This window comes from Xanthomonas sp. LMG 12459 (genome assembly GCF_009192905.1).
GTDB lineage: Bacteria > Pseudomonadota > Gammaproteobacteria > Xanthomonadales > Xanthomonadaceae > Xanthomonas_A > Xanthomonas_A sontii.
In genome coordinates, this window is the sequence record NZ_NSGT01000004.1 from 36800 (window position 1) to 54286 (window position 17487).

General features: G+C 69.1%; 13 protein-coding genes. 5 read left to right on the top strand and 8 right to left on the bottom strand.

The genetic code is table 11. The features are described from left to right. Positions 1-188: 188 nt before the first annotated feature. The 4 genes from CEK65_RS01055 to CEK65_RS01070 form a co-directional block, all read right to left on the bottom strand. Positions 189-713 (bottom strand): hypothetical protein, encoded by a 525-nt coding sequence (locus CEK65_RS01055; RefSeq protein WP_017912389.1) that lies wholly within the window; start codon positions 711-713, stop codon positions 189-191. A gap of 47 nt (positions 714-760) precedes the next feature. Then, positions 761-1054 (bottom strand): LysM peptidoglycan-binding domain-containing protein, encoded by a 294-nt coding sequence (locus tag CEK65_RS01060; RefSeq protein WP_017911040.1) that lies wholly within the window; start codon positions 1052-1054, stop codon positions 761-763. Positions 1055-1425: 371 nt separating this feature from the next. Beyond that, entirely contained in the window at positions 1426-2244 is an 819-nt protein-coding gene (queF, locus tag CEK65_RS01065) for an NADPH-dependent 7-cyano-7-deazaguanine reductase QueF (RefSeq protein ID WP_152180489.1), read from the bottom strand. A 383-nt stretch (positions 2245-2627) separates the two neighbouring features. Continuing rightward, on the bottom strand, positions 2628-3932 hold the full coding sequence (locus tag CEK65_RS01070) for a M20 family metallopeptidase (RefSeq protein ID WP_152180490.1): 1305 nt from the start codon (positions 3930-3932) through the stop codon (positions 2628-2630). 286 nt (positions 3933-4218) lie between these two features. On the opposite strand from CEK65_RS01070, the gene CEK65_RS01075 reads away from it, so the two are divergent. The 3 genes from CEK65_RS01075 (at position 4219) to CEK65_RS01085 (ending at position 12147) form a co-directional block, all read left to right on the top strand. Next, positions 4219-5457 carry an efflux RND transporter periplasmic adaptor subunit gene (locus CEK65_RS01075; RefSeq protein ID WP_017912391.1) on the top strand — a complete coding sequence of 413 codons (1239 nt, stop codon included), beginning with the start codon at positions 4219-4221 and terminating at the stop codon, positions 5455-5457. A 197-nt stretch (positions 5458-5654) separates the two neighbouring features. Then, positions 5655-8888, top strand: a complete 3234-nt coding sequence (locus CEK65_RS01080; RefSeq protein WP_043094504.1) for an efflux RND transporter permease subunit — start codon at positions 5655-5657, stop codon at positions 8886-8888. Between the two features lie 148 nt (positions 8889-9036). Continuing rightward, positions 9037-12147 (top strand): efflux RND transporter permease subunit, encoded by a 3111-nt coding sequence (locus CEK65_RS01085; RefSeq protein WP_152180491.1) that lies wholly within the window; start codon positions 9037-9039, stop codon positions 12145-12147. Positions 12148-12301: 154 nt separating this feature from the next. Here the strand turns inward: CEK65_RS01085 and CEK65_RS01090 are convergent, their stop codons facing one another. Beyond that, a complete protein-coding gene (locus CEK65_RS01090) occupies positions 12302-12994 on the bottom strand; it encodes a lectin (RefSeq protein WP_193314655.1) in 693 nt (230 codons plus the stop codon). Between the two features lie 230 nt (positions 12995-13224). Here CEK65_RS01090 and CEK65_RS01095 point away from each other — a divergent pair, with 230 nt between their 5' ends. Beyond that, the gene (locus CEK65_RS01095; RefSeq protein ID WP_017913118.1) at positions 13225-13731 is read left to right on the top strand and encodes a hypothetical protein; all 507 of its coding nucleotides are present in this window, start codon (positions 13225-13227) and stop codon (positions 13729-13731) included. Between the two features lie 73 nt (positions 13732-13804). Here the strand turns inward: CEK65_RS01095 and hmgA are convergent, their stop codons facing one another. The 3 genes from hmgA to hppD all read right to left on the bottom strand — a co-directional run bounded on the left by hmgA (position 13805) and on the right by hppD (position 16703). Continuing rightward, a complete protein-coding gene (hmgA, locus tag CEK65_RS01100; RefSeq protein WP_152180492.1) occupies positions 13805-15106 on the bottom strand; it encodes a homogentisate 1,2-dioxygenase in 1302 nt (433 codons plus the stop codon). Then, positions 15103-15516, bottom strand: coding sequence for an endonuclease domain-containing protein (locus CEK65_RS01105; RefSeq protein ID WP_152180493.1), 414 nt, complete (start codon positions 15514-15516; stop codon positions 15103-15105). The genes hmgA and CEK65_RS01105 overlap by 4 nt, the downstream gene beginning before the upstream one ends. 119 nt (positions 15517-15635) lie before the next feature. Then, positions 15636-16703 (bottom strand): 4-hydroxyphenylpyruvate dioxygenase, encoded by a 1068-nt coding sequence (gene hppD, locus CEK65_RS01110; RefSeq protein ID WP_087963682.1) that lies wholly within the window; start codon positions 16701-16703, stop codon positions 15636-15638. 182 nt (positions 16704-16885) lie between these two features. Here hppD and CEK65_RS01115 point away from each other — a divergent pair, with 182 nt between their 5' ends. Next, entirely contained in the window at positions 16886-17368 is a 483-nt protein-coding gene (locus CEK65_RS01115; RefSeq protein WP_010341302.1) for a MarR family winged helix-turn-helix transcriptional regulator, read from the top strand. Positions 17369-17487: the final 119 nt, after the last annotated feature.

Here is a 17487-nt window from a genome sequence, read left to right on the forward strand (position 1 = left end):
TATGCCGGGTTTCCGGGCGATGGGAGTGTCCTGAAGCCCCCCACATCTTCTTCATCCACCGCATCGGCAGTACTGTCGGAGCATCGGGCCACGCATAAAAAAGGCGCAGCCTCGCGGCTGCGCCAGCGTGTCGCACGTGCCGGGAGAGAGGCGGCGCGTGCGACCCGTGACCGGGCCTCAGCCCTGGATCACTTCACCTCGAACGTCTGCGGCGTGCCCGCCGCCTGGCCGTTCACGGTGACCTCGGCCTTGTACTGGCCAGCCGGCCAGCCCTTGGGATTGGTGAACTCGAAGTTGGTGGTGTCGGCACCGCTGGTATTGAGCGTCTCAGTGCGCTCGCCGGCGGTCTGGCCGTCCTGGAACACCAGCTTGGCGCCGACGTTGGCGTTGGTCGCCGAGCCCTCGGTCTTCACCGAAACGATGATCTTGTCCTTGCTGGCGAGCGTGGTCATCGGCGCAACGGACTTGTCCGCGGCGGCGGTGTTGCCGACAGCGACGGCGGCCACGTTCACCGCATTGGCGCCTGCGGCGGCCGGCGCCGGCTGCTCCGCCGGGGCTGCGGCCGGACCCGGCATCTGCTCGGTCGGCGCGGACGAGGTGGGATCGGGCGACACGGTCTGTTGCTGCTCCTGCTTCTTGCAGCCGGCCAGCGCCAACGCGCCGACCAGGGCGATCATCAGGGGCGAAAACGCGGAGATCGAGCGGGTCTTCATCGGTGGGGACTCCTGTCGGAATAACGAAAGGTGGTGGTGGCGGCGCCTCAGGCGCCGGCGGGCAGCTTGAGGGTCTGGCCGGGATAGATCTTGTCGGGGTCGGCCAGCACGTCGCGGTTGGCCTCGAAGATGCGCGTCCAGGCGTTGCCGTCGCCGTAATGCAGCTTGGCGATCTTGGACAACGAATCGCCAGGCTTGACCACGTACACCTGCTGCACCTGCTCGGCGGTGCTGTCGACCTTGCTCTGCACGGCGGAAAAATCCGCCTTCTGTACGACGTCGGCGGTGGTGTCCACCTTGGCGGTGACCGCCGAGAAATCGGCGCGCTTGTCACTATTCATCGCGTGGCTTCCTGCGTGATGGGACACTGCCACGGTGTCACAGGATTTGTTAAAAAAGGATCGCGCGGCCGTGAACCGCGCGGCTGCGGTTCAGGCGCGCCGCGCGCATTGCAACGCGGCGAAATGTGTCGCTCGCACGCTCGGGACCGTGCATGCCAGCGGGACCGCGGGCACGCGCCACCATCGCCATGTGGGCGCATCGTCCAGGCGACGACTGCGCGAACCCCGGTCTGCCGCAGAGACGCTGACGACAGCGCTCCCCCCAGGGCGCTTCTTGTGGGAGGGACTTCAGTCCCGACTGCAGCACGCTCGGCCGCGTCGATGAAGTCGCGCGTCGCGGCCGATGGCGCAATCGCGGTGTCAGCGCTGGCCTACTGACGCAGATCGCGCAGGAAGCTCAGCGGCTCGGCCACGTCCGCGGTGGCGCGCCAGGGATTGATGTCCAGCCCGCCGCGGCGGGTGTAGCGCGCCTCCACCTGCAGCGACTGCGGCCGGCAGCGGGTCATCAGGTCGTGGAAGATGCGTTCCACGCACTGCTCGTGGAAGCCGGCGTGCTCGCGGAAACTGATCAGGTAGCGCAGCAGGCCTTCGCGGTCGATGCGGCCGCCGCGATAGCGCACATGCAGCGAGGCCCAGTCCGGCTGGCCGGTGACCGGGCAGTTGGATTTGAGCAATTCGCTGGTCAGGGTTTCCTCGACCACATCGCCATCGGCAGCGGACAGGAAGTCCGGACGCGGCGGACCGTAGCAGTCGATGGCGATGTCCAGCGCATCGAGCGACTCGCCCTCGCCCAGCGTGTCCATCGGCGGCAGGCCGAATTCCATCGCCACGTCGGCGCCGGCGCGCGCCGACAGATCGGTGACGATAAAACTGCGCAGCGCTTCGGCGCTGTTGAAGCGCATCGCATTGAGCGAGTTGAGATAGAGCTTGAGCGATTTGGATTCGATCAGGTTGGGCGAGGCGCACGGCACGTGCAGGGTCGCGGTGGCGACACAGGGCTTGCCCTGCGCATCGAGCCAGCTCAGTTCGTAGGCGTGCCAGCGGTCCACGCCGAAGAACGGCAGCGCCGCGGGGTCGAGACCGATCTCGGTGCGCGCCGCAGCGCGCGGGATGGGAAACAGCAGCGCGGGATCGTACTGCGACGGGTAGGCGACCTCGCGGCCGAGACTGGAATCCTGGGGGGTGTTCATGCCGTGCAGTGTAGCGGGCGCGTTCTGGCTGGGAGGTGTATGGGGCGGGGATTCGGGATTTGGGATTCGGGATTGGCAAAAGCAAAATCTGGCTCACTTGGATCGACGTGCTTGCGTCGATGCGAGGCGTTGCACGTCGCGACCGAGGTCGCTCCCACAAAGGCTCACCGCGAGCCCGCCGGATGCACTGTGGGAGGGACTTCAGTCCCGACGCATTGCGCCATCGGCAAGCGCGCCACATCGCGCCTCGCGCCTGCATGACGATTGACTCACCGGGGACGATCGAGCGCCGCTCCAACGGATATGCGATGGAGCAGCACCGATGACGATTCCCTAAGCCGCCGCACCCATGCGCTTACGAATCCCCAATCCCGACTCCCCAATCACTGCTTCAAATAATCCAGCGTCACCTGCAGCATCGCGCGCAGGCCGACGTCCAGGGCGGTCTCGTCGAGCAGGAACTGCGGCGAGTGGTTGCTGGGCGCAGTCGCCGGGTCGATGCCGGGGCCGGTGGCGCCGACGAAGAAGAACATCGACGGCACCTGCTGCGCGTAGAACGAGAAATCCTCCGCGCCCATCTGCAGCGGCGGTTCGTAGACGTTGCCGGCGCCGACCACCGCCTGCAGGCTGGGCAGCATGCGCGCAGTCAGCGCCGGGTCGTTGACCGTGGCCGGGTTGCCGTCCTGGTCGGGCACGTGCGCCTCGGCCTTGGCGCCGTGCGCGGCGGCGGTGTGCTCGGCCACGGTCCTGAGGTCGGCGAAGATCTGCTGGCGCATGCCCTCGTCGAAGGTGCGGATGGTGCCGACCATCTCCACGTCGTCGGGAATGATGTTGTAGCGGATACCGCCCTTGATCGCGCCGAAGCTGAGCACCGCCGGCTGCCTGGACAGGTTGGCGCGGCGGCTGATCACCGTCTGCGCCGCGCCGATCAGGTCGGCGCTGGTGACGATCGGGTCGATGCCGTTCCACGGCGCCGAGCCATGGGTCTGGCGGCCGATCACCTTGATGCTGAAACGGTCCGAGGCGGCCATCAGCGGGCCGCCGCGCACCGCGATCTTGCCGACCTGGACGCTGGAGAACACGTGCAGGCCGAACATCGCCTGCGGCTTGAAGTCGCGGAACAGGCCTTCCTTGAGCATCAGCGAGGCGCCGCCCTCCTCGTTGCCCGGGGCGCCCTCCTCCGACGGCTGGAACACCAGCATGACCTCGCCCGGCAGCTGCGCGCGCATCGCCACCAGCGCCTCGGCGACGCCGAGCAGGATCGCGGTGTGCGCATCGTGGCCACAGGCGTGCATCACCCCCACGGTCTCGCCGCGGTACTCGCTGGTGGCCTTGGAGGCGAACGGCAGGCCGGTCTGCTCGGTCACCGGCAGCCCGTCCATGTCCGCGCGCAGGGCGATCTTCGGCCCAGGCAGCGCGCCTTTGACGATCGCCACCACGCCATGATGGGCGATGCCGGTCTGCGGCTTCAGGCCCAGCGCGCGCAGCCGCTCGGCGACCTTGGCGGCGGTGCGCTCCTCGCGGTTGGACAGCTCCGGGTGCTGGTGGAAGTCGCGCCGCCACTCCACCACCTTGGCCTGCAGCCTGGCCGCGGCGGCCGTCACCTCCGGGCGCTCGGCGCTCTGCGCCCAGGCCAGGGCGGGGACGGCGAACAGCATCGCGGACAGCAGGCGGGACAGGCGCGGCATGGCAAGGCTCCAGATCGGGACGCAACGGGCGTTCAGTCACTGTAGTGCATCGGCTGCCGGCGAGGGGCGGCCACGGATCCCGCTGCGGACAAAAAACCCTTGCGAATCCGTGTCAACCGATGCGCCGCCTGCGCGTTGCGAGAGCGGACGACCGGCCTTGCCCGCCCGCAGGGTCTGTCCCTTCAGTCATGGTCCAATCGCAACGCGCCGGCGATATGCTTTCTCGCTCGTCACCAGCCACTGCGGGAGGGCCCTCCACCCCGCCTCGCCACAGGAGTTTCCCCGGATGTCGCGTTTCTGGAAGATTGCGCTGCTGATCCTCGCAGCGGTGGCCGTGGTGGTGGTAGGCATGCGCGTCATGCGCGGCGGACATCACAAGGGCGGCGGCCCCGGTGACGGCATGGGCGACGACAGCGACAACACGCCGGTCCCGGTGACCGTCGTCGCCGCCACCCACCAGGCGGTGCCGATCTACGCCACCGCCACCGGCACGGTGACCGCGCTGAGCACCGTCACGGTCAGCCCGCAGGTCGGCGGCCAGTTGATGAGCCTGAATTTCCGCGAAGGCCAGGAAGTGAAGAAGGGCGAGCTGCTGGCGCAGATCGACCCGCGCTCGCTGCAGGCCAGCTACGACCAGGCCGCGGCGAGCAAGCGCCAGAACCAGGCGCTGCTGGCCACCGCGCGTTCCACCTTCCAGCGCTCCGACTCGCCGGCCTACCGCCAGTACGTGGCCAAGACCGACCTGGACACCCAGCGCAACCAGGTGGCGCAGTACGAAGCGGCGGTCGCCGCCAACGACGCGCAGATGCGTGCGGCGCAGGTGCAGTTGCAGTACACCCGCATCCTCGCCCCCAGCGACGGCATCGCCGGCATCCGCGGCGTGGACGTGGGCAACATCGTCAGCACCAGCAGCACCATCGTCACCATCACCCAGGTGCACCCGATCTACGTGACCTTCAACCTGCCGGAGATCCAGCTGCAGGACGTGCGCCAGGCGCAGGCGGCGGCGCCGCTGCCGGTGACCGCGCTGGACCGCACCGATGCGCATCCGATCGCCAGCGACGGCCAGGTCGACGTGATCGACAACCAGATCAGCGCCGACACCGGCACCTTCAAGGTCCGCGCGGTGTTCCCGAACGACGACCGCGCGCTGTGGCCGGGCCAGTTCGTCAACGTGCGCCTGACCCTGCGCACCGTGGCCGACGGCGTGGTGGTCCCGACCCAGGCGGTGCAGCGCGGGCCCAACGGCGACTACGTGTACGTGGTGCAGGCCGACAACACGGTCAAGATGCAGACGGTGAAGCAGGGCGCGGAAGTGGGCGACAGCCACGTGCAGCTGACCGAAGGCCTGAAGGCCGGTGAGCGGGTGGTCACCGAAGGCCAGTTCCGGCTCAAGCCCGGCACCAAGGTGAACGCGCTGAAGCCGGGCGAAGCGCCGCCGGAGCCGACCGAGGCCGAACTGAAGGCGGCCGAGGGCAAGCAGCAGCAGCGCGGCGGCGGACGCCGCGGCGGCGGGCCGCGCTGAGCGTGCCGCGCACGCGGCGCGCGGCGGCAACGGCCCTGCCGCGCCTGCGTGGCGGGCGGCGGCCGGATCGCGCGCAGGCGGCGGCGTTCCCGCCCGGCGTCGCGATCGCGGCGCAGGGCCACGGCCCCCGCTGATTCCGCCGTCTTTCCCGGAGCCGGCCTGGCCGCGCCGGACTCTCACCAGCAAGGATCTTCCCCGTGGGCTTTTCGACGATCTTCATCCGCCGCCCGATCGCCACCACCTTGCTGATGGCAGGCGTGCTGCTGCTCGGCATCCTCGGCTACCGGCAGCTGCCGGTGTCGGCGCTGCCGGAAATCGACGCGCCCAGCCTGGTGGTGACCACGCAGTATCCCGGCGCCAACGCCAGCACCATGGCCTCGCTGGTGACCACGCCGCTGGAGCGCCAGCTCGGGCAGATCTCCGGGCTGCAGATGATGACCTCCGACTCGTCGGCCGGCCTGTCCACGATCGTGCTGCAGTTCGCGATGGACCGCGACATCGACATCGCCGCGCAGGACGTGCAGGCGGCGATCCGCCAGTCCACCCTGCCCTCCTCGCTGCCCTACCAGCCGGTCTACAACCGGGTGAACCCGGCCGACGCGGCGATCCTCACCCTCAAGCTCAGCTCCGACACGCTGCCGCTGCGCGAGGTCAACAACTACGCCGACTCGATCCTGGCCCAGCGCCTGTCGCAGGTGCCGGGCGTGGGCCTGGTGTCGATCGCCGGCAACGTGCGCCCGGCGGTGCGCATCCAGGTCAATCCGGCGCAACTGTCGAACATGGGCCTGACCCTGGAGGCGCTGCGCAGCGCGCTGACCCAGACCAACGTCAACGCGCCGAAGGGCTCGCTCAACGGCAAGACCCAGTCCTACAGCATCGGCACCAACGACCAGCTGTCCAGCGCCGCCGAGTACCGCGACACCGTGATCAGCTACCGCAACGGCGCGCCGGTGCGGCTGTCGGACGTGGCCAAGGTGGTGGACGGGGTGGAGAACGACCAGCTCGCCGCCTGGGCCGACGGCAAGCCGGCGGTGCTGCTGGAAGTGCGCCGCCAGCCCGGCGCCAACATCGTGCAGACGGTGGAGCAGATCCGCGCGATCCTGCCGCAGCTGCAGGGCGTGCTGCCGGCCGGCGTGCACCTGGACGTGTTCTCCGACCGCACCGAGACCATTCGCGCCTCGGTGCACGAGGTCAAGTTCACCCTGATCCTGACCATCGGCCTGGTGGTGGCGGTGATCTTCGTGTTCCTGCGCAGGCTGTGGGCCACGGTGATCCCGTCGGTGGCGGTGCCGCTGTCGCTGGCCGGCACCTTCGCGGTGATGGCCTTCGCCGGCATGTCGCTGGACAACCTGTCGCTGATGGCGCTGGTGGTGGCCACCGGCTTCGTGGTCGACGATGCGATCGTGATGATCGAGAACATCGTGCGCTACATCGAACAGGGCAAGAGCGGCCGCGAGGCCGCGGAGATCGGCGCGCGCCAGATCGGCTTCACCGTGCTGTCGCTGACCGTGTCGCTGGTGGCGGTGTTCCTGCCGCTGATCCTGATGCCCGGTGTCACCGGCCGCCTGTTCCACGAGTTCGCCTGGGTGCTGAGCATCGCGGTGGTGATCTCGATGCTGGTGTCGCTGACGCTCACGCCGATGATGTGCGCCTACCTGCTCAAGCCCGACGCCCTGCCCGAGGGCGAGGACGCGCACGAGCGCACCGCGGCGGCCGGCAAGACCACGCTGTGGTCGCGCACCGTGGGCGTGTACGAGCGCAGCCTGGACTGGGTGCTGGGCCACCAGAAGCTGACCCTGCTGGTGGCGCTGGCGACCATGGTGCTGACCGTGCTGCTGTACGTGGTGATCCCCAAGGGCCTGCTGCCCGAGCAGGACACCGGGCTGATCACCGGCGTGGTCCAGGCCGACCAGAACGTGGCGTTCCCGCAGATGGAGCAGCGCACCCAGGCGGTGGCCGAGGCGCTGCGGCGCGACCCGGCGGTGACCGGCGTGGCCGCCTTCATCGGCGCCGGCTCGATGAACCCGACGCTCAACCAGGGCCAGCTCAGCATCGTGCTGAAGCCGCGCAGCGACCGCGACAGCCTGGAAGACCTGCTGCCGCGGCTGCAGAAGGCGGTGGCCGGGCTGCCCGGCGTCGCCCTGTACCTGAAGCCGGTGCAGGACGTGACCCTGGACACCCGCGTGGCCGCCACCGAATACCAGTACTCGCTCTCGGACGTGGACAGCGCCGAGCTGGCGACCCAGGCCACGCGCCTGACCGAGGCGCTGCGCAAGCGCCCGGAACTGGCCGACGTGGACAACAACCTGGCCAACCAGGGCCGTGCGCTGGAACTGCACGTGGACCGCGAAAAGGCCAGCACCCTCGGCGTGCCGATGCAGACCATCGACGACACGCTGTACGACGCCTTCGGCCAGCGCCAGATCTCCACCATCTTCACCCAGCTCAACCAGTACCGCGTGGTGCTGGAAGTGGCGCCGGAGTTCCGCACCAGCACCGCGCTGCTCAACCAGCTGGCGGTGGCCAGCAACGGCAGCGGCGCGCTGACCGCCAGCAACGCCACCAGCTTCGGCCAGACCACTTCCAGCAACTCCTCCACCGCCACCGGCATCGGCGCGCAGAACACCGGCATCACCGTCGGCAGCGGCGGCACCGTGCCGCTGGCGGCGGTGGCCGAGGCCAAGCAGTCGACCACGCCGCTGGTGGTCAGCCACCAGCAGCAGCTGCCGGCGGTCACCGTGTCGTTCAACCTGGCGCAGGGCTACTCGCTGTCGCAGGCGGTGGCGGCGATCGAGGAAACCCGCGCGCAGTTGCAGTTGCCGCCGCAGCTGCATGCCGAGTTCATCGGCAAGGCCGCCGAGTTCACCGGCAGCCAGACCGACGTGGTGTGGCTGCTGCTGGCCTCGGTGGTGCTGATCTACATCGTGCTGGGCGTGCTGTACGAGAGCTACATCCACCCGCTGACGATCATCTCCACGCTGCCGCCGGCCGGCGTCGGCGCGCTGCTGGCGCTGATGCTGTGCGGGCTGAGCCTGTCGGTGGACGGCATCGTCGGCATCGTGCTGCTCATCGGCATCGTCAAGAAGAACGCGATCATGATGATCGACTTCGCGATCGACGCACGCCGCGAGGGCGCCAACGCCCACGACGCGATCCGCCGCGCCTGCCTGCTGCGCTTCCGCCCGATCATGATGACCACCGCCGCGGCGATGCTGGGCGCACTGCCGCTGGCGCTGGGCGACGGCATCGGCTCGGAACTGCGCCGCCCGCTCGGCATCTCCATCGTCGGCGGCCTGCTGCTGTCGCAGCTGGTCACCCTGTACACCACCCCGGTGATCTACCTGTACATGGAACGCGCCTCCGAGCGCGTGCGTCGCTGGCGCGAGCGGCGTGCGGCGCGGCAGGCGACGGCGGCGGAGGGAAGGGCGTGAGGGGCCGGGAATCGGGAATGGGGAATCGGGAATCGGAGAGCGCCGAGTCCGCGCGCTGCCGACTCGTTCACTCCATGCCGGATCCTCGAAAGACTGACACCGGGCGCGTACTGCGATTCCCGATTCCCCATTCCCCATTCCCGGCCCCATGAACATCTCCGCGCCCTTCATCCGCCGTCCCATCGGCACCGCGCTGCTGGCCATCGGCCTGTTCGTGATCGGCATGATGTGCTACCTGCGCCTGGGCGTGGCGGCGCTGCCGAACATCTCGATCCCGGTGATCTTCGTGCAGGCCAGCCAGGCCGGCGCCGATGCCTCGACCATGGCCGCCACGGTCACCGCGCCGCTGGAGCGGCACCTGGGCCAGGTGCCGGGCATCGACACCATGCGCTCCTCCAGCTCGGAGGGGAACAGCCAGGTGTTCATGGTGTTCCAGAGCAGCCGCAACATCGATTCGGCGGCGCAGGACGTGCAGACCGCGATCAACGCCGCGCAGGCCGACCTGCCCTCCGGCCTGGCCACGCCGCGCTACCAGAAGGCCAATCCCAACGACGACCCGGTCATCGCCATCGCCCTGACCTCGGACACGCAGTCGGCCGACGAGCTGTACAACGTCGCCGATTCGCTGCTGGCGCAGCGCCTGCGCCAGATCACCGGCGTGGCCTCGGTGGACATCGGCGGCGCCTCCACGCCGGCGGTGCGGGTGGACGTGAACCTGCGCGCGCTCAACGCCATGGGCCTGACCCCGGACGATCTGCGCAACGCGGTGCGCGCGGCCAACGTCACCTCGCCCACCGGCTTCCTCAGCGACGGCGCCACCACCACGGCCATCGTCGCCAACGACGCGGTGGCCAAGGCCGCCGACTTCGGCCAGGTGGTGATCAGCCAGCAACAGGGCCGCGCGGTGCGCCTGCGCGACATCGCCAACGTCTACGACGGCCAGCAGGACGCCTACCAGGCGGCCTGGTTCGGCGGCAAGCCGGCGGTGGTGATGTACGTGTTCACCCGCGCCGGCGCCAACATCGTGGAGACAGTGGACCGGGTCAAGGCCGAGATCCCGATGCTGCGCACCTACCTGCAGCCGGGCACGAAGATGACGGCGTACTTCGACCGTACCCCGACCATCCGCGCCTCGCTCAACGAGGTGCAGGCCACGCTGATGATCAGCCTGGCGATGGTGGTGCTGACCATGGCGCTGTTCCTGCGCCGGCTGGCGCCCACGCTGATCGCCGCGGCCACCGTGCCGCTGTCGTTGGCCGGCGCGGCGCTGGCGATGTACGTCATGGGCTTCACCCTCAACAACCTGAGCCTGCTGGCGCTGGTGATCGCGATCGGCTTCGTCGTCGACGATGCGATCGTGGTCATCGAGAACATCATGCGCCACCTCGACGAGGGCATGTCGCGGCTGGACGCGGCGCTGGCCGGCGCGCGCGAGATCGGCTTCACCATCGTCTCGATCACCGCCTCGCTGGTGGCGGTGTTCATTCCGATCCTGTTCGCCAGCGGCATGATCGGGGTGTTCTTCCGCGAGTTCACCGTCACCCTGGTCGCGGCGATCTGCGTCTCGGCGGTGGTCTCGCTGACGCTGACCCCGGCGCTGTGCAGCCGCTTCCTGTCCGCGCACGCCGAGCCGGAGCAACCCGGCCGCTTCGGCGCCTGGCTGGAGCGCATGCACGATCGCATGCTGCGCCTGTACACCGTGGCCCTGGACTTCTCGCTGCGCCACGCGCTGCTGCTGGCGCTGACCCCGCTGCTGCTGATCGCGGCCACGGTGTTCCTGGCCGGCGCGGTCAAGAAGGGCTCGTTCCCTGCGCAGGACACCGGCCTGATCTGGGGCCGCGCCACCTCCAGCGCCACCGTGTCCTTCGCCGACATGGTGAACCGCCAGCGCCGCATCACCGACATGCTGATGTCCGACCCGGCGGTGAAGATCGTCGGTGCGCGCCTGGGCAGCAGCCGCCAGGGCTCCAGCGCCAGCTTCAACATCGAACTCAAGCGCCGCGACGAAGGCCGCACCGATACCACCGCGCAGGTGCTGGCGCGGCTCAGCGCCAAGGCCGACCGCTACCCCGACCTGCAGCTGCGCCTGCGCGCGATCCAGGACCTGCCCAGCGACGGTGGCGGCGGCACCAGCCAGGGCGCGCAGTACCGCGTCTCGCTGCAGGGCAACGACAACGCGCAGTTGCAGGAGTGGCTGCCCAAGCTGCAGGCCGCCCTGAAGCAGAACCCCAAGCTGCGCGACGTCGGCACCGACGTGGACAACGCGGGCCTGCGCCAGAACATCGTCATCGACCGCGCCCTGGCCGCGCGCCTGGGCGTGTCGATCGGCGCCATCGACGGCGCGCTGTACGGCGCGTTCGGCCAGCGCCAGATCTCCACCATCTACTCCGACCTCAACCAGTACAGCGTGGTGGTCAACGCGCTGCCGGACCAGACCGCCACGCCGGCGGCGCTGAACCGCATCTACGTGCCCACCCGCAACGGCACGATGATCCCGCTGACCGCGGTGGCGCGTCAGGTGCCGGGGCTGGCGCCGTCGCAGATCACGCACATGAACCAGTACACGACCATGGACCTGAGCTACAACCTGGCGCCAGGCGTGAGCACCGGCGAGGGCGATGCGATCATCGCCGCCACCGTGGCCGGGCTGCGCATGCCCGGCGATATCCGCATCGCCGACGGCGGCGGCTTCGGCGTGCAGCTGCAGCCGAACTCGATGCTGGTGCTGGTGCTGGCCGCGATCGTGGTGGTCTACATCGTGCTGGGCATGCTCTACGAGAGCCTGGTGCACCCGGTGACCATCCTCTCCACCCTGCCGGCCGCCGGCATGGGCGCCCTGCTGGCGCTGTGGGTCACCGGCACCGAGCTATCGGTGATCTCGATGATCGCGCTGGTGCTGCTGATCGGCATCGTCAAGAAGAACGCGATCATGATGATCGACTTCGCCCTGGTCGCCGAGCGCGAGCACGGCAAGACCCCGCTGGAGGCCGCGCGCGAAGCCTGCATCGTGCGCTTCCGCCCGATCATGATGACCACGATGGTGGCGATCCTGGCCGCGGTACCGCTGGCGGTGGGCCTGGGCGAAGGCTCGGAGCTGCGCCGCCCGCTCGGCATCGCGATGATCGGCGGCCTGCTGATCTCGCAGAGCCTGACCCTGCTCAGCACCCCGGCGCTGTACGTGATCTTCTCCTGCCTGCGCGAACGCTGGTACGCCCGGCGCGCGCGCCGGCGCGAGCGGCGGCAGCTGCGGGTGGCCTGACGGCCGGGAATCGGGAATAGAGAATGGGGAATCGGAAAAGCGAGGAGCAAAGAGCGGTCATGCGCCACTGAGGCGAAAGCGGCACCAGTTGCCTCAGTCACTCGACCCTCATGCTCTTCCCATTCCCCACTCCCGATTCCCTATTCCCGGCTTCTCAGCCACACCCTTCCACGTAATCCACCTGCGGCGGCAGGCCCACGCGCCAGGCGACGGCCTTGCTGGCTGCGTCGGTCTCGAACACCAGCACGCCAGGCTGGCCGGACTCGCCGCGCACGCGCAGCACCTTGGCGCCTTCGACGTACTTATGCGGCTGCTCTTCCACGCGACCGGCGTACAGCGCGCGCAGTTGCGCCAGGTCCATGCCGACCTTGCCGCCGCCGGGCGCGGTCTCCTTGGGGGTGCGCACGTCGTAGCGCACCAACTTGTCGTCTTCGATCATCAGGCCGAACCGGTTGTTGCCCTTGGCCCAGCGCGGACGCAGCACGTAGCAGCTGCTGCCGGCGCTGGGCTGGCCGTCGAGCTCGCCGCCCCAGGCGGCGCGTGCCTGCGCCGCCGACATGCCCAGGCGCAGGTCGCCATAGCCATCGATGCGGGCCAGTTGCCGGTCGTCCGCGGCCAGTTCCGGCGGCAGCGCCGAGGCCGGCGCCTGTGCCGGCGGCACGTCGCTATCGGGCTGGTCGATGTCCGGCGGCGGCAAGGCGCCGTCGTCGGCCGTGACGGGTGCCGCGGTCGGCGCCTGCGCCGGCTCAGAGGGTGCGGGAGGCGCGGCCGGCGGCGCGGGCGGCTGCCGGTCGCAGGCGGCGAGCGCGAGCAGCAACACCGCCACGCCTGGTTGAATCGGCTTCATCGCACTTCCTCGCTGGACCAGCGCATAGGCTAGCGTGCATGCGCTTGCGCTGCACGGCGCTGCGGCGACGACACGCAGCGCGCAGCCGCGGCTCGGCACAGCGCCCTGAACCGGGCGTTCGATCACGCAGATGACAAGACGGCTGCAGGCACCGACACGCCGACGCATCGCCCCTGTCATCGGCATTTCACCGCACTGCGCCACGCTGCGCGCCTACCGACCCCGCCGCCATGCACCCGCGCAAGACCGCCCTCGCCCTTGCGGCACTGCAATCGCACGATGCGCCGCTGGACATGCGCCAGCGACGCGTGCTGATCCTGGCCGACGGCCAGCGCAGCGTCGAGGAACTGGCCACGCTGGGCGGCCGCGGCGCCGATGCGATCGTGCAGGGGCTGCTGGAGCAGGGCTACCTGGACGATGGGCGCGGCGTCGCCGCCGCAACGGTGGCCGCGAGCGCGCCACCACCACCGGCCGACCCGCGTCGCGCCCTGCTCAATGCACGCATGTATCTGCTGGACCTGCTGCAACTGCAGCGGCATCCGGCCTCGCCTGCCCTGCAGCTGCAGTTGCGCGCCGCGCGCGAGGAGCAGGACACCCTGCGCGCGATCGCGCTGGCGCTGCGCGCCATGCCGGAGATGACCTCCGAGCGCTACGCGCAGCGCATCCGCGAGCGCGTGTTGGAGATCCTGCCGGCATCGCTGCACGGCGCGCTGACGGCCGCGGCGGAGGCCGCCTGACGGGCAGCGCCGCCGTGCGTGGCAGCGGCAGCCCCGACACCAGCCTGAGCGGCGCGGCCGCGCCGGCGCCCGCTCAGGGCGCGCGGAAGTGCCGGCGCAGGCCCTGCCAGCACTGCTGGTAGTCGCGCTGGCGATGCGCGGCGTCCAGCGCCTGTGCGGTCGGGCGCAGCACCGCACGGGTCTCGAACATGAAGGCCATGGTGTCGGCGATGACGTCCGGCCGCGACAGGTCGGCCTGCGAGGCCTTGTCGAAGGTGGCCGCATCCGGGCCATGCCCGCTCATGCAGTTGTGCAGCGACGCGCCGCCCGGGGCGAAGCCGTCGGCCTTGGCATCGTAGACGCCGTGCACCAGGCCCATGAACTCGCTGGCCACGTTGCGGTGGAACCACGGCGGCCGGAAGGTGTGCTGCGCGACCAGCCAGCGCGGCGGGAAGATCGCGAAATCCATGTTGGCGGTGCCGGGCGTATCGCTGGGCGCGGTCAGCACGGTGAAGATGCTGGGATCGGGATGGTCGAAACTGATCGAGCCGATGGTGTTGAAGCGGCGCAGGTCGTATTTGTACGGGGCGTAGTTGCCGTGCCAGGCGACCACGTCCAGCGGCGAATGCCCGATCGGCGCGCGCCACAGATGGCCCTGGAACTTGGCGATCAGTGCGAAGTCGCCCTCGTCTTCCTCGTAGGCGGCGACCGGCGTGAGGAAATCGCGTGGGTTGGCCAGGCCGTTGGCGCCGATCGGCCCCAGGTCCGGCAGCCGCAGCAGGCCGCCGAAGTTCTCGCACACGTAGCCGCGCGCGGGGCCGTCGGGCAGTTCCACGCGGAAGCGCACGCCGCGTGGGATCACCGCGATTTCCTGCGGCGCCACTTCCAGCGTGCCCAGTTCGGTGCACAGGCGCAGTTGCCCGAGCTGCGGGACCAACAGCAGTTCCGCATCGGCGTTGTAGAAGAACCGGCCCTGCATCGACGCGTTGGCCGCATACAGGTGCACCGCCACGCCATGCTGCGCTTCGGCCGAACCGTTGCCGGCCATCGTGTACAGGCCATCGACGAAGTCCACCGGCGTCTCCGGCAGCGGCAACGGGCTCCAGCGCAACTGGTCCGGCGGCACCGGGCCACGCTGGAAGTCGTTGTGGAACGCGCCGGCACGGTCGTAGGCGACGAAGCCGCCGTGCATCACCGCCGGGCGGATGCGATACAGCCAGCTGCGCCGGTTGGCGCCGCGCGGCGCGGTGAACGCGGTGCCCGACAACTGCTCTGCGTACAGGCCGTGGGCCACGCGCTGCGGCGAGTTCTGCCCGACCGGCAACGCGCCGGTCACCGCCTCGGTGGCGAATTCGTTGCCGAAGCCGGACATGTAGCCGTTGGGTTGGATGTTCATGACGAAGGCTCTTCTGCTTGAAGCCCCTCTCCCGCCGGGAGAGGGGTTGGGGTGAGGGTACGGGCACCGACGAAGTACAGAATCGTCTCCAGGACCGCATCAGCTTGCAGCATCACATCGTTGTTCCAGAAACGCAGTACGCGCATTCCTTGCGACTGCAGGTAACGAGTTCGCTCGGCGTCGGCCGCTTCCGAATGTTGCGAGCCATCCAGTTCAACGACAAGCTTCAAGGCCTCGCAATAGAAATCGACCACGTACGGCGGCATTGGGTGCTGCCTGCGGAACTTCAGCCCAAGCAGGCCTCCGTTTCGCAGGTGTCGCCAGAGTTTTCTTTCCGCATCGGTCATGTCACGGCGCAAACCGCGGGCGTTTCTCAATGTGGTTGTGGGCAATGGCGGCCTGAGTTCCATGCCCCCACCGTACCCTCACCCCAACCCCTCTCTCCCACAGGGACTTCCTTCGGTCGCCGATGGGAGAGGGGCTAATGCCGCTGTCCGGACTCTCCGCGCTGCGCTGTCAGCATCTGCCCTCAGAGCACGCCACGCTTCATCTGGTCGCGCTCGATGCTCTCGAACAGCGCCTGGAAGTTGCCTTCGCCGAAGCCCTCGTTGCCCTTGCGCTGGATGATCTCGAAGAAGATCGGGCCGATGCAGTTCTGGGTGAAGATCTGCAGCAGCTTGCGCTGCTTGGTCTCCAGGTCGGCGTCGATCAGGATCTTGTTGCGCGCCAGCCGCGCCACGTCCTCGCCGTGATTGGGGATGCGCTGGTCGATCACTTCGAAATAGGTGTCCGGCGTGTCCAGGAACTCGACACCGGCCGCGCGCATGCGCTCGACCGTTTCGTAGATGTCGTCGGTGAAGCAGGCAATGTGCTGGATGCCTTCGCCGCGGTAGGCGTCCAGGTACTCGTTGATCTGGCTCTTCGGATCGGACGATTCGTTGAGCGGGATGCGCACCACGCCGTCCGGCGCGGTCATCGCCTTGGACACCAGCCCGGTCTTGGCGCCCTTGATGTCGAAGTAGCGGATCTCGCGGAAGTTGAACAGGCGCTCGTAGTAGTCCGACCAGCGCTGCATGTTGCCGAAGTACAGGTTGTGGGTCAGGTGGTCGATGAAGGTCAGGCCGAAACCGGCCGGATGCTGCTCGGCACCGGGCACCGGCTCGAACTCGGTGTACACCGAGCCCTTCTCGCCGTACTGGTCGACCAGGTACAGCATGCAGTCGCCGATGCCCTTGACCACCGGTGCCGGCACCGCGCGGGTGTCGGCCTTGTCGGCGATCGCTTCGCCGCCGTTCTCCAGCACCTTGGCGAACACGTCGTCGGCCGGGTGCCGGAAGCGGATCGCGAAGCCGCAGGCGCAGGGACCATGTGCGGCCGCGAAATCGGCGGCGAAGGAATCCGGTTCCTCGTTGACCAGGAAGTTGACCCCGCCCTGGCGGTACACGGTGATCGCGCGCTGGCGATGGCGCAGCACCGCGGTGAAGCCCATGCTGCGGAAGTACGCGTGCAACTGTTCGCCCTGCCCGGCCGGCGCGGCGAATTCCACGAACTCGAAACCGTCGATGCCCATCGGGTTCTCGAAGGTGGTGACCTGCATGCCGAGGTTGGTCGGCTGCGACGGATGCTGCGCTTGTGCATTCATGACGCGTCTCCTGGAGGGGGGAGTCGCGGCGGCCGGGCCGAAATTTCGGATGCGGACGGGCGCCAGACTCGCGAGAATGGACCGTAGTATCCTCCGTTATAGTTACAAGTGAAACCACCAGCAAGGTGCAATGCAGCATGACGATCGCCACGCCCGCTCCCACGCCCGACTCGCCCTCCCTGGATCTGGAACGGTTCCTGCCGTACCGGATCAGCGTGCTGTCCAACCGCATCAGCAGCAACATCGCCCGCGTCTACGGCGAGCGCTACGGCATGGCGGTGACCGAGTGGCGGGTGATGGCGGTGCTGGCGCTGTATCCGGGGCTGTCGGCCGGCGAGGTCTCCGAGCGCACCGCAATGGACAAGGTGGCGGTGAGCCGGGCGGTGGCGCGGCAGCTGGAGCGTGGCTTCATCCAGCGCGAGACCCACGGCGACGACCGCCGCCGCTCGGTGCTGCACCTGACCGCGGCCGGGGTGGAGGTGTACCAGGTGGTGGCGCCGATGGTGCTGGAATGCGAGCGGCGCCTGCTGGCGCCCTTCAGCGAGGACGAGCAGCGCCTGCTGAACCGGCTGATCGACCGCCTGGCGGCCGAGGGCCTGCCGAGCATGACCGGGCGCTGAGGCGCCGGGGCCCGTGACACCGGGGCCTCGAACACCGCAGGAGCGGCTTCATCCGCGACCGGGCATTCCTTGGAAGCCCGGTCGCGGCTGATCCCACAAAAGGGGACAAGACCCGCTCC